12 protein-coding genes are annotated in these 13,881 nt (G+C 39.4%); 8 read left to right on the forward strand and 4 right to left on the reverse strand.

Going from position 1 to position 13,881, the window contains the following annotated elements; translation table 11 throughout:
• Positions 1–4: 4 nt before the first annotated feature.
• On the reverse strand, positions 5–3,448 hold the full coding sequence (locus tag RI845_RS01055) for a hybrid sensor histidine kinase/response regulator (protein WP_348387905.1): 3,444 nt from the start codon (positions 3,446–3,448) through the stop codon (positions 5–7).
• A 174-nt stretch (positions 3,449–3,622) separates the two neighbouring features.
• Here RI845_RS01055 and RI845_RS01060 point away from each other — a divergent pair, with 174 nt between their 5' ends.
• From RI845_RS01060 to RI845_RS01080, 5 genes are all read left to right on the forward strand, one after another.
• Complete coding sequence (locus RI845_RS01060) at positions 3,623–4,807, forward strand: MFS transporter (RefSeq protein ID WP_348387906.1); 1,185 nt, start codon at positions 3,623–3,625, stop codon at positions 4,805–4,807.
• Positions 4,807–5,751 (forward strand): alpha/beta hydrolase, encoded by a 945-nt coding sequence (locus RI845_RS01065; protein WP_348387907.1) that lies wholly within the window; start codon positions 4,807–4,809, stop codon positions 5,749–5,751. The genes RI845_RS01060 and RI845_RS01065 overlap by 1 nt, the downstream gene beginning before the upstream one ends.
• Positions 5,752–5,890: 139 nt before the next feature.
• A complete protein-coding gene (locus RI845_RS01070) occupies positions 5,891–6,448 on the forward strand; it encodes a hypothetical protein (protein ID WP_348387908.1) in 558 nt (185 codons plus the stop codon).
• A gap of 53 nt (positions 6,449–6,501) precedes the next feature.
• Positions 6,502–6,948, forward strand: coding sequence for a hypothetical protein (locus tag RI845_RS01075; protein WP_348387909.1), 447 nt, complete (start codon positions 6,502–6,504; stop codon positions 6,946–6,948).
• A 1-nt stretch (position 6,949) separates the two neighbouring features.
• Positions 6,950–8,074, forward strand: a complete 1,125-nt coding sequence (locus RI845_RS01080; protein WP_348387910.1) for an APC family permease — start codon at positions 6,950–6,952, stop codon at positions 8,072–8,074.
• 88 nt (positions 8,075–8,162) lie between these two features.
• Here the strand turns inward: RI845_RS01080 and RI845_RS01085 are convergent, their stop codons facing one another.
• Both RI845_RS01085 and RI845_RS01090 read right to left on the reverse strand, forming a co-directional pair.
• A complete protein-coding gene (locus RI845_RS01085) occupies positions 8,163–8,948 on the reverse strand; it encodes a 3-hydroxybutyrate dehydrogenase (RefSeq protein WP_348387911.1) in 786 nt (261 codons plus the stop codon).
• Positions 8,949–9,106: 158 nt separating this feature from the next.
• Positions 9,107–9,553 carry a MarR family winged helix-turn-helix transcriptional regulator gene (locus RI845_RS01090; RefSeq protein ID WP_348387912.1) on the reverse strand — a complete coding sequence of 149 codons (447 nt, stop codon included), beginning with the start codon at positions 9,551–9,553 and terminating at the stop codon, positions 9,107–9,109.
• 118 nt (positions 9,554–9,671) lie between these two features.
• Here RI845_RS01090 and hppD point away from each other — a divergent pair, with 118 nt between their 5' ends.
• From hppD to RI845_RS01105, 3 genes are read left to right on the forward strand one after another with little or no spacing between them, the layout of a single operon-like run.
• A complete protein-coding gene (gene hppD / locus RI845_RS01095) occupies positions 9,672–10,748 on the forward strand; it encodes a 4-hydroxyphenylpyruvate dioxygenase (protein ID WP_348387913.1) in 1,077 nt (358 codons plus the stop codon).
• Positions 10,749–10,757: 9 nt separating this feature from the next.
• The gene (locus RI845_RS01100; protein WP_348387914.1) at positions 10,758–11,318 is read left to right on the forward strand and encodes a VOC family protein; all 561 of its coding nucleotides are present in this window, start codon (positions 10,758–10,760) and stop codon (positions 11,316–11,318) included.
• Entirely contained in the window at positions 11,318–12,325 is a 1,008-nt protein-coding gene (locus tag RI845_RS01105; RefSeq protein WP_348387915.1) for a fumarylacetoacetate hydrolase family protein, read from the forward strand. The genes RI845_RS01100 and RI845_RS01105 overlap by 1 nt, the downstream gene beginning before the upstream one ends.
• A gap of 204 nt (positions 12,326–12,529) precedes the next feature.
• Here the strand turns inward: RI845_RS01105 and RI845_RS01110 are convergent, their stop codons facing one another.
• A complete protein-coding gene (locus RI845_RS01110) occupies positions 12,530–13,822 on the reverse strand; it encodes a YdgA family protein (RefSeq protein WP_348387916.1) in 1,293 nt (430 codons plus the stop codon).
• Between the last annotated feature and the right edge of the window lie 59 nt (positions 13,823–13,881).

Consider the following 13,881-nt stretch of genomic DNA (forward strand, 5'->3'; position numbering starts at 1 on the left):
TTATTCAATCTATAGCAAATATTAACTGTTTCATTAAACGTTTTAATGCCAACTCTTTAACCGGCTTTCTTAGAAAATAAAACTGTGCATCACTGGTATGTTGTCTTACTTGCTCAGAAGGATCTGCTGAACATATCACACAAGGGATCTGCCATTGCTGTTGTTTAAACAGCTTTGCAATTAAGTCAACACCGTTGGCATTATCATCTAAATGATAATCGCCTAAAACTAATTGAGGTATTATAGAGCTCTCTTCCAGTTGGCTAAACATTGAAATTTCATCTCTTGCGGTAATCACCTGGCAGCCCCAATCTGTCAATAGTGATGACATGGCTGATAACGTTAAACTATCATTATCAATCAGTAATACAGAGGTACCATTAAAGCTTTTTGGTGATGAGTCTATGGCGATAATGTTGTGATCAGGCATCAAATCTTCATCTGCTTCAGCCTTTGGTAAGTCGATGATAAAGCCAGTACCTTTACCGACAACAGATTTAACTGTAATGATAATGCCAAGCATTACTGCCATACGTTTTGAAATAGCTAAACCCAAACCAAGCCCTGGGATGTCACGATTTTGCTCCAAGCGTTCAAACTCTTCAAAAATGCTCTGTTGCTTATCTGTTGGTATACCTGGACCGTTATCCCAAACTTCAATGCTTAAATGATGCGTTCGACGTCGCACGCCGAGCAAAATCCTACTTTTTACCCCCTCTCTTTGCCCACAATAATGTACTGCATTTGATAAGAAGTTTTGTAGTATACGCCTTAACATTCGCTTATCACTTTTTACAAAACCGCTACAGGGCTGATAATTAAAGTTAATGTTTGCTTGCTCGGCGAGTGCGGAAAATTCATTTTTTAATGGTGTTAATAACTCATCTATCGCAAAGTTGCTTTCGCTCAGTTTTTGCGGGCTGCTATCAAGTCGAGAAATTTCAACGAGATCAGATAGAAGTGTTTCGACAACATTGAGAGAATCACCAATTTGATTTGCTAATAACCTTAATTCATCTCCTTGCACTTTCTTCTTTAGCATTGAGGTGAATAGTGTCAGCGCATTAAAAGGCTGCATTAAATCATGACTTGCGGCGGCTAAGAAGCGAGTTTTACTGCTGTTAGCAGCTTCTGCCTCTGCTTTTGCGTTAAGTAATTCAGCGGTTCTATTTTCAACTCTTTTCTCTAACGTTTGATTCGCTTGTTGTAATGCTTTCTCTGCCTCTATGTGAGCGGTAATATCGGCAAAGGTGCTAACAAAGCCACCGCCAGGCATTGCTTGTCCTCTGATCTCTAATACAATGCCGCTTGGCATTACACGTTGAAAGTGATGGCTGCTACCGCTGCGCATATGTTCTAACCGTGTTTTAATTAACTGCTCTGCCTCATTGCCAACAATAACACCTTTGTCGATACTTAACTGGAGCAACTGTTCTACCGGCATACCGGCTTTTATTACATGTTGTGGATACTCAAGTAATTCTATATAACGATTATTCCAGGCAACCAAGCGCATATCGGCATCGACTACGCTGATCCCTTGCTCAATGTTTTCAACCCCCGATTGTAATAATTCACGGTTAAACTCGAACATTTGGCTTGCTTCATCAACAATACTTACCACATCTTCTAAAGGCATTTCCTGTCGACTCGAGGCGGCCTTCATCACCATACTGGTCGAAGCCGAACCAAGTACGCCAGATAGCTGTAAACGGGTATATTCAACTAAATCTTCATTGTTTAAACCTGGGTTGTTGCTACGATATTGGCTAAGGTTTTGCGCTGCACTTTTATTGATGAAGCGTTGTAATAAGTTATAAAGATCATCTGTTGAAAGGTTACGCTCAAATTGACTTTGGCTTTTATTGACGAATACCTCCGCTTGTAGTTTTTCACCAACGCTGCGATGGGTAACCATAGATATACTGATATAGCTGATTATGTTTAGTATTAAGGTATAAAATACGCCATGACTGGTGCTATCGAGAAACGATAAGCCAAATAGTGCAGTCGGCTTTAACCAATCAATTGATAAAGGTCCATGATTAACCCAATTTGATTCAGGAAAAATTGTCGGTAAAAGGAGGGTGTATAGCCATACTGTAGAGCCAACAATTAAACTAATTAATGCCGCTTTCGTCGTCGCTTTGCGCCAATAAAGCGCTCCTATTGTTGCCGGTGCTACTTGAGATAATAATACAAAGGACAGTAAGCCAATTGCGGCTAAATGATTTTGCTGATTAATAGAACGTTCAAAGGCAAATGCCAATAGCAATATTGTTGCAATAGCGAAGCGTCGCTGGTTGATTATTAGCCCTGATAATTGCTCAGTTTGTTTTGAATTAAACAGTCGAAAACGTAAGGTGATAGGGTTTATTACTTCAGTAGAAATCATCGTACTTAATACAATAGCGGAAACAATCACCATACTTGTTGCTGCAGCCAAACCTCCAATATATACGACGCCACCTAGCCATGCCTGTTGATAAAATAAAGGAATGGTGAGCACATATGTATCGGCATCAACACTGCCGCCAGGAAAGGTTATTTGTCCAGCTAATGCTATTGGTAAGACAAAAAGATTGATCAAAATTAAATAGCCTGAGAACAACCAACGACCGCTTTTTAATTGCCGTTCAGTATGGTTTTCGATCATCATTAAGTGGAATTGCTGCGGTAATATAAAGATGGTAATTGCACCAAGCACCGCTTGCGAAATGCTTAAATAAATTGAGCTACCATTGACTATCTCAGCATTGCTCTGCATCTGGCTATGCTGGTTAAATAAATCTTCAAAGCCATTAAAAATGAAAAATGTGGCAAAAATTCCTACCGCGGTTAAGGCAAATAGTTTAACGATGGAGCTAAATGCAATAGCCAATACTAACCCTTGATTTTGTTTACTGGCGGCAAGTTGGCGAGTACCAAAAAAGATACTGAAAACGATAAGTACCAAGGTCACAATAAAGGTGGTACTGATCCCTGTTTGATAGTTACCGGTGAGTAAATCAAAGCTGTTTCCAATCGCTCGTAACTGTAAAGCGATATAGGGAATTGTGCCGATCAGGGCAATGATAGCGACAGTCGCAGCCACTTTGGGTGAGCGATCATATCGACAGGCAATAAAATCGGCAATAGAGGTTAAGTTTTGCTGTTTTATGATTTGTAGAATGCGCAGTAGCATTGGCCAGGCGAGTAGCAAACAAAGAATTGAGCCGATATAAATTGGCGCTATCCAGGCACCTGTTGTCGCTGCCTGACCAACGGTGCCATAAAAAGCCCAAGTGGTACAACTTGCTCCTAAAGATAAGCTATAAATCCAGGGCTTACTAAACCACTGCTTTTTAGCCTTATTTTGCCCCCAGTAAGCGACGACAAACAGTAATGCTAAGTACGCTATAGAAATAAGGGTAATTAACCACGCGTCTAAAGATAGCCAAACTAACAAAGGTAATTTCCCCGAAATAACATGTGTGCCATCGATTTTTATCGATGATTATAATTTTTATAAGCAGAATAACACGTCAGTACTTTACGAGTAGTGCACTAAGGTAGTACTTATTTCTATCGAGTCTTAAGGTACTCTGAACAGTAATTATTCTTTATTTTGAAATTAGCATATATGCAAATTAGTAACAAATATATCGTCGAAGGCATTGTTTTTATTAGCTATGTTTTATTTGCTATGGCTTGGGTAGGTGGAACTGCCAGTATGAGCCAAATTATGCAGGCAATGCAGGTAGATAGTTTTGCTTCAGCGAGTTTTATCAGTGGTTCAGTAACCTTGGCAAAAATTGTCGGCACATTTATGGCTGCTTGGCTAGCGAGTAAATTAGGCATTAAATACGCATTTTTTATGGCATGCATCTTAACGGCTGTTGGTATCATTACTCCCTTTGCCGGTAATTATGAAGTTTTATTAGCAAGTCGGTTCTTAATGGGCTTGGGCGGGGCGTTAATGATAGTGTACTTTAACCCCATCGTAATGAATTGGTTTGATGCCCAGCAACGGCCAACCGTAAATGGTATAAATGCGGTCGCGTTTAATGTAGGTACCGCAATTATTTTGTGGACTATGCTGGATATTAACGAGGTGACTGGAGGATGGCAAAACAGCTTATTAATATTCTCTATTGCCAGTTTAGTGCTAGCAATAACTTGGTTGTTTGTGCATTTTGAACCTACAAAAAGTTCAACTCCGGCGAGTACTGAAGATACTCAACAAGCCGATGCTCATTATACGTATGTTGATGGCCTTAAGGATAAATTTAACTGGGCTTATGCATTTACTTATTCAGGTTTATTAGCCTTTTATATTTGTTTGTTTACCTTTTATCCGAAGGCAGGCATCAGTCAAAGTAAATGGGTGATTGGCTTTGGTATTGTCGGTACATTAGCAGGTATTATTTACAGTAAAAAATTCCCGAATAGAGTGCCTGTCATTCGTTGGTCTGGTTTAATTATGGTGATCACTATTATTGGGCTGTCGTTTAGTACGTCAGAATTTGTGCAAACATTATCAGCAATTACCTTAGGCTTTTTTATTTTCTTCCCTGTTACAGCCTTAGTCACCTTACCGCATGAGTTACCAAAAATGACTCCGCAGAAAATTACCGTGGTCTTTAGTTTATTTTGGTCGATTAGCTATTTATTCTCGACCATAGTGTTATGGATATTTGGTAAAATGGTCGACGCCAATAATGGCGATTTTACTGTCGCATTCATACTTATTACGTTGATCAGTAGTACGTTTTTCATTGGGAGTTTTTTCTTACCTGAAACCAATCAACCTAAGGAAACAGCATAATGAGAGGAGTGGTCTCGCCTAAACTGGAGGATTTTCTAGAACAAGTAAATGCCGCAATTGCTGAAGCAAAAGCTAACAATGTTACTTTTACGCCTATCCAAACTCGGATCAATTTAAATAATTTATCCGCGTTTATTCCATCAGGTCCACAACTTGCTCAGGTGAAAACTGAGCATTTACATGCGCAAGACCGAGATATTCCGGTAACAATATACAACCCTGCACCAGAGCAAGAATTACCCGTACTTATTCATTACCATGGTGGTGGGCATATGTGCGGCAGCGTAGACTTGTATGATCCTATTAGCCGAAATTTAGCAAGCATGTGCCAATGTATTGTTATTTGTGTTGAATATCGCCTAGCGCCTGAACACCCTTACCCTGCTGGCATTGATGATTGCCAACAAGTTCTTATTCGCTATAAAGAATTATTAAAGGGTATGTCTTACAGTGATCAAGTCTATATTATTGGCGATAGTGCCGGTGGTGCTATCTGCACCACATTAGCTCAGCAAAGCTTAACCAATGCAGATATAAAAATTGATAAACAAATATTAATTTATCCCAGTGTCGATTACACCATGACTAGCCAGTCTATGCAGGAAAATGGTCATGGTTTTTTACTCGAACAAGATAAGATTACGTGGTATTTCGAACAATACTTTCAAGAAAATTGTAATAACCATGAGTTTGTCAAAGCGGCATCACCTTTACATGGCAGTTTTAACAACTTTATGCCGTCCACATTACTGTTCACTGGTGGTTGTGATCCGCTAAAAGATGAAGGAATTGCGTATGGTAAAGCTCTCGAAAATGCAGGTGTTGCGGTTGAATATGTGCATTTTGAAGGCATGATACATGCCTATATGTTATTGCATTCTTTAGTCGCAGAGGAATGCCAGAAAACTTACCAGTCGATAGCCAAATTTTTATCCACATCATAATAGTACTTAAATGTTATATAGATTTGTTGCTTTACTTGCCTAGCCTAATCTGAATTTCTTTCTATACTTTATTAACATTTATTACAAACTTGTCGGTTCCTTACAGGGCTACCAAGCCATTTAAAAATAAAGATAGTATATGAACAGGTTTATCCAATTAGTGTCGATTCCAATTTTAACCCTTTTATTATCCAGTAAAGCTTTTGCAAATGATCAGCACCAAATCAGCTATGGCAACGTGAAGTCGGTATTAATTACTACTGCCGATTCTGACATATTACAAAATACGATCATTGGCGGCGCGTTAGGAATGGCGATTGGTAATAACACCCAGGCAACTTTAGACGGTGCTGCAGCTGGGTTTGTTATCACGTCTCTGATGGAGGGCGATAGAAGAGTATTTTTATACACAATAGAAGTAAATGAAGATATTAAGAAAATAGCCATGGAAGAGGGAGGCATTGGTGAAGGTAGATGTGTTGCTATCGAAACTGATAATGACCATACAAACGTAAGGGCGGTATCTTCTACTTTTTGCCTGCAAACAGATCATAAAGCTCTATCTGCTGATGAAGTGATTGAGCAACAGCAAGCCCAAGCTCGACAATGTAAAGAGGCGAGAAAATCAGTGCTATCGGCAACTACAGATGCTGAAATTGATCATGCTATGGTAAAAGTGCGTGCTCTTTGTGAATAAACTTTAAATTATTTTACGCACAAGACTACCGCTTTAAAATTACAGGGAACATTATGAAAAACTTATTTAAATCTATTGGCTTATTGCTGTTATCTATATCTTTACTTGCTTGTACTGGCACGGTTAGCTCCGTTGATAGCAAAGGAGAAGGCGCGGGGCATGTATACGTTATTTCAGAAGTGATTGCTAAGCGACTGATGATGGCGGCAATGAAATCAGAATTTAATCCGCAAGACATTAAGGAATTATCGTCACCTAAATTAGGTTATGGTTCAAAAGTGCAGTGGGGGGTAGATCAAGACACCATAGAGCTAACTGCGTTATTGGCACAAGGTACAGACAGTGCTGGAGAAACTGTGCAAGGTTATGTATTTTCAGCGGAACATTCTGGTACAGCACCAGCGGCTGGAAGCCCAACGATTGATCGATTACTTGCACATATTGTGAAAGATGCAGAAACATTAGGTAGCACGGCTAAATTCACAAAATTAATCGACTAAATTGAAAAAATTCATTGGGGCAATCAGTACGCCGCTTGCTTCTATTTTTGGCAGTGGCTTTTTAGTCATAGTGCCAATATTGGCAGGCGCGGTAGCATTCTACTCTGTTTATGCAATGTTCGTAGTCTGTATACTCGCGTTTATAGTGGGTGAAGTGATTCGCTATAACATCAAATATGTAGAGCCTAGTTTAGTTAACGCACCCGCTAAATCGACATTTCTTTTTCAACGAGTATCAGATCTCGCCTTAGTGCTGGCATACATCATTTCAGTGTGTTTGTACTTACACATTTTGTCGGCATTTGTATTAACCGCAATTGGTTATGATAGCCACTTAAATGAAGACATATTAACCACACTAATCGTTATTTGTATCACTTTGATTGGATTGATCAAAGGGTTGAAACCATTAGAAAAACTTGAAACTTGGGCACTGTATGTAACATTATTGGTTATTGTTGTTTTGTGTGTAGCCTTGGCTGATTTTGACCTTTCTATTTGGCAACAGCAGTCTTCTTTTACCATGCCCACTTGGGTCGAACAGTCTACTTGGCAGGTGCTAACTATTCTTGCCGGTACATTAATTGTGGTGCAAGGATTTGAAACCAGTCGCTATTTAGGGCAGGAATACGATGCCAGTTTACGGATAAAAACGTCTCGTTGGTCTCAAATCATATCTACACTGGTGTATATATGCTTTGTCGCCTTGGCTTTGCCTGTCGTTCATACTTTAAATGGTCAGTATAATGATCACAGTTTAATCGACTTAATTGCTACGGTATCAGTACTGTTGGTTACACCTTTGGTGTTAGCTGCTGCATTGAGTCAATTTTCTGCCGCTGTTGCCGACACTCTTGCTGCCTCTGGCAGTATGGCTGAAATGAGTAAGGGAGTTTTAACACAGGCACATGGCTATATATTAGTCGGCATTGGTGCTATTGCATTAACTTGGTCGGTAGATACATTTGAAGTGATTGCATTGGCATCTCGTTCTTTTGCTTTGTATTATTTTATTCAGTGCCTTGTTGCACTTTCTGTGGCGAGTAACCGTTACTGGAAATTAGCATTAGTTGTTCTGTCTGCTATTTTACTGTTTATCAGCTTGTTTGCTAAACCGGTAGGATAAACTAAACATCTGTTATTGAGTTATTGCGATTGTTTATTACTCAACCCGGTTCAACATCATTTGATTAACTCTTTAACATAAGAAATGATTACTGAGCTGTCCAGGCGCCATCAATAGGTATTGATGAGCCAGTAATCGTACGGGCAGTATTACTGCATAAAAACAAAACTAATTCACCTACTTGCAATGGGTCAGTCATTTCCGGCAGTGCTTGTTTGGCAGTGATTAGTTTATGTTTTGCCTGTTCTACGGTTAATTTGTCATTACCAGCCATGGCATTTATTTGTTTGTTTATAAGAGGCGTGTCTACCCAACCAGGACAAATCGCATTAACAGTAATGCCATGTTCAGCACACTCTAATGCAGCTACCTTGGTTAACCCAATAATACCGTGCTTGGCAGCGCAATAAGCTGATTTATTAACTGAGGCAACTAAGCCATGCACGGAAGCAATGTTAACGATTCGGCCCCAGCGCTGCTCTCGCATTTTAGGTATAGATTTTTGCATGGTGTGAAACGCTGCGCTGAGATTGATTGCAACAATATCATTCCATTTATTCGTTGGGTACGTCTCAATACTTTCGGTGTGCTGTATGCCGGCATTGTTGATCAGAATATCAATTGTTCCCATCTTCTCAATGGCTTTATCCATAAAGGCAATTAACGCTGACTCATTTCTTAAGTCGGTATTATCAAATAGGGTTTCAATGCCATAATTTTGTTCAAATTGCTTGGCTAATTTATTACCCTCATCATCGCTAGCTAAGCCATGCAATACTAGGTTTACGCCCTGTTCAGCAAGTACATGAGCCGTTGCTAATCCAATACCACTTGTGGAGCCGGTTATTAATGAAACTTTGCCTGTTAACGTCATCAATTTTTACCTTATTAAAATAAATAAGGTAAATTTTAACTAATAACTCACAAAAGGTATTTAGCACCTTAGTACCACTAATAATTGACTGTTGTTTGGGGTAGAAAATGGGCAGTCAATAGTTAGTGTAGCGTTTACTTTACATGGAAAAATAACTGTTATAGCGGCGCATTATCAAGCTTACTTAACAACTTAAGTAAGCTTTCCTTTTCTTTTTTTGTGAGATTAGCTGTGACTTGCTGTTCATGTTTTAATGCAATAGGCACAAGCTTTTGGTATATATCAACACCTTGTGCTGACAAGGATAATTCATGACTGCGTTGATCGTTGTCGTCTAAGTGTTTAATTATTAAGTCTTTTTCAATCAATCTTTTCACCGCTCGCGATACGGCTACTTTATCCATGGCTATGCGGTTTGTGATGCCTACAGCCGAAAGTTTAGTTTCTTCACCAAGCGCCGCTAAAATACGCCACTCCTGCACGCTAATGCCATATTGTTTGCTATATTTAACTGCTAACGACTGGGAAATACGGTTGGCTAAGGCAGACAAGCGATAAGGTAAAAATTGTTGTAAAGATAAAGTGCCATCATTTGCTGAGGTCATAATACCTGCCTTGATTGTAATTAGTTACGGATGCAACTAAAATAGTTTCATCTGTAACTAATCATAACATATAAATAAATACGAGCAACGCAAGGGTGCTTGTAGTAGCGGAGAGAACATGACTGATTTATTTGAAAACCCAATGGGCCTAGACGGCTTTGAATTTGTTGAATTTACTGCACCAGCGCGTGGCATTTTAGAGCCTGTATTTGAATCTATGGGTTTCACCCTGGTTGCCAAGCACAAATCAAAGCAAGTTGAATTATGGCGCCAAGGCGACATTAACTTAATCAGTAACTATGAGCCAAAGAGCCATGCAGATTACTATGCCCAAGAGCATGGTCCGTCAGCGTGTGGTATGGCATTTCGTGTTAAAGATGCTAAAGCAGCATACGCTCGTGCTATAGAACAAGGCGCACAACCTGTTGAAGTAACAACGGGTCCAATGGAATTACGTTTACCTGCAATTAAAGGTATTGGTGGCGCTACTTTATATCTAATCGATAGATATGAAGGTACAAACACTATTTATGATATTGATTTTGACTGGATTGAAGGTGTTGACCGTCATCCTGAAGGTTGTGGTTTCCACACGTTAGATCACTTAACTCATAACGTTTACCGTGGTCGTATGGCTTACTGGGCTGAATACTACGAGAACTTATTCAACTTCCGTGAAATCCGTTACTTCGATATCAAAGGTGAATACACAGGCTTAACATCGAAAGCGATGACAGCACCTGATGGAAAAATTCGTATTCCATTAAACGAAGAAGCTGGTGGCGGTGGCCAAATTGAAGAATACCTAATGAAGTACAACGGTGAAGGTATTCAGCACATTGCATTTGCGTGTGATGACATTGTTGCTTGTTGGGACAAACTTAAAGCGCAAGGCATTAAGTTTATGACAGCTCCTCCAGGTACTTACTATGATATGTTGGAAGACCGTCTTCCAGGTCATGGTGAACCAATCGATCAGTTACAACCACGCGGCATCTTAGTCGATGGTACAACTGGCGACGGTAAGCCACGTTTATTATTACAAATTTTCTCTGATACTTTACTAGGACCAGTTTTCTTCGAGTTTATTCAACGTAAAGAAGATGAAGGTTTTGGTGAAGGTAACTTTAAAGCATTATTTGAATCAATTGAACGCGATCAAATTGAACGTGGTGTAATTGGTAAAGACGCGTAAGAGGTAGTTATGGCTATTAAACGTATTCATCATGTAGCGTATCGCTGCAATGATGCCAAAGAAACGGTAGAATTTTACCGTGATATGTTAGGCATGGATTTTCAATTGGCAATTGCTGAAAATGAAGTACCATCAACTAAGGCACCAGACCCATACATGCATGTGTTTTTAGATGCAGGTCAGGGCAATGTATTGGCGTTCTTTGAATTACCGAACTCTCCTAAAATGGGGCGTGATGTTAATACTCCTGAATGGGTACAGCATATTGCCTTTGAAGTAGAATCGATGGATGAGTTATTAGCAACTAAAACAAAGTTGGAAGACGCAGGTATTGAAGTACTGGGTCCGGTTAACCATACTATCTTTAAATCAATTTACTTTTTTGATCCAAATGGTCATCGTATGGAGCTTGCCGCACAAACGGCTAAACCAGGTATGATGTCAGAATTAAAACGTGTTGCACCTGCCATGTTAGATGAATGGGCAATAACTAAAAAAGCACCAAATCATGCGGCATGGCTGCACAATGGTGCTGACTTTGATGAAAAAAGTTTTCTAGGTGATAAATAATGAAATTAGCAAGTATTAAATCAGGTCGCGATGGCCAACTATATGTTGTAAACAGCGCTCTTACTAAAATGGTTAGTGCCACTGACATAGCTCCAACAATGCAAGCAGCATTAGACGATTGGGCAACAATTGAAGCGCAGTTAGAAGCACGTTTTGAAGCATTAGAATCAGGCGCCGTTGAAGGTGTTGAATTTGATCAAACAGCGTGTCACTCACCATTACCAAGAGCTTATCAATGGGCTGATGGTAGCGCTTATGTTAACCACGTTGAATTAGTACGCAAAGCGCGTAATGCTGAAATGCCAGCTACATTTTGGACTGATCCATTAATGTATCAAGGTGGTTCAGATACGTTTCTTGCACCACGCTCTCCAATCTTAATGCCACAAACTGATGGTTTCGGTATCGATTTTGAAGCCGAAGTTGCAGTAATTACTGGCGACGTACCTATGGGTGTTAGCAGTGATGATGCGCTTAACCACATTAAATTAGTAATGATAGTTAACGATGTATCATTACGTGGTTTAATTCCAGGCGAATTAGCGAAAGGCTTTGGTTTCTTCCAATCTAAACCTTCAAGTGCATTTAGCCCAGTATGTGTTACGCCAAAAGAGTTAGGCAGTGCATGGAATAACGGTAAATTAGCGTTACCTCTATGTTCACGTTACAACAACGAATTATTTGGTAACCCTGATGCAGGTATCGATATGACTTTCCACTTTGGTCAGTTAATCGCTCATGCAGCCAAAACTCGTCCATTAGCGGCGGGTACTGTAATTGGTTCAGGTACTGTGTCTAATAAGTTAAACGACGGTCCTGGTAAGCCAGTTACTGAAGGTGGTGTTGGTTACAGTTGTATTGCTGAAATCCGCATGATTGAAACGATTGAAAATGGTCAACCAAGCACACCGTTTATGAGCTTTGGTGACAATATTCAAATTGAAATGTTTGATGCAAATGGTCAATCTATCTTCGGTCAAATTAACCAAGATGTAGTTCAAGGCTAGTTGTAGTAAAGAGTTCGGGGAAGTAGAAAAGCCTGTAAGGCAAAGCGCTAATCAATAAAAATTAAAATACAAAAATAATAAAGCGACCCATTTAAAAAGCCGTATTAACGATGTTAATACGGCTTTTTTTACTTCAGGGAAGAAGTAATGCAAATCGCCACGGACGGCTTTAGATTTGTAACTTCAGAGTTCAACCCTTTAAAATTAACCTAATGGAATTGGCATACCATTAATTAGTGCCTGACCATTGGCAAAGGTAAAATCAAACGTTACTTCAGTTTCATCAGTAACCAACATGTTTTGCAAAATTAATGTTTCAATGTTTTGCTGCATGCCAATAGCATTGAAAAATGCCACCGGTGCTTTACCGTTAGCGTCAGCTTTAAGAGCCATTACTATACTCATTGGATTATTGGCATCTAACAAGTCTTGATCAAACTCAATGTTTAACTGACTGTCGATTTCACCTTGCTCAGTCTGCATGCCAAATTTTTTAATTTTAAGCTCTGGACCTGCGGCTAACAGCTTTGGTAATAATGCCTGAATTTCCATAGTCATCAGGTTTGGATCTTGCTGAGCGTTATTACTCATCAATATATTTTGAAATTCTTGATAAACATCTAAGTCTAATTTATTGAAGCTGACCAAATAAGCGAAGTCTTTAAATTGTTGCCCAATTGCATTGATATTAGCTACTTCAATATTTGCATCGGCGTACATTAAACCATCTTTTTCATGGCTGGTAGATAGTACGCTCAGGTTTTCCATGCTGACTTTTTCGGCGTCTGTCGGCCCTAAAACATCAAGACTGGCTAGGGTAAAGTTGCTATCGCCAACGGTAAGTGCGTTATAACTAAGTATGTCACCTCGTACCACTTGTTGATCTGCAGAGAACTGCATTTTACCAACGGATAAAATCTTTTCACTAAACTCGCTAAACTCCAGACCTTGCCACTCACCTGAAAACTGCAAATGACCATCTTTTGTCATTATCGAATCCACGTTCATCGCATGAATATCAAAAGTACCTTCGTTTGTTGTTACTTGAAATGGTTTTAAATACATTGAAGATGTCATGGCGCCACTAAAACCAATTCGAACATAACTTTCCAGTTTATCTTTACTAAAGGTATGACTAAATTCTAACGGCTCAGTTTGGTTGTGAGCAATATCGAAGTCGTAACTAATATCGACTAAGCCCAAACCCAAACCATTAGATTGCCATAAAATTGGTCCATGTTGCATGGTTTGTTTTGACGTTAATGTGAATTGGAATGGCTCTACCTGAGTGTCAATATCTTGCGTAATCGTGGCAACAATATCGGCTGTTGAGTTAAACCAACCACGTTGATAATTTTCAATGCTTACTGTCGCATTCGGCAGGTTTTGCATTTTTGCTAGCATGCTTTCCATTTCTGTTTGAGCCAGTTTTCCGGAAAAGTACGGTGCAACCAACAAACCTGAAACAACAGCTGTTGCAATTAATCTCTTTTTCAAAGTAATTATCCTTTTAAAATTTTTTATTCTTATTAGTCTCCTAAAAACATCATATCAAT

The organism is Thalassotalea nanhaiensis (assembly GCF_031583575.1).
Classification (GTDB): Bacteria; Pseudomonadota; Gammaproteobacteria; order Enterobacterales; family Alteromonadaceae; genus Thalassotalea_A; species Thalassotalea_A nanhaiensis.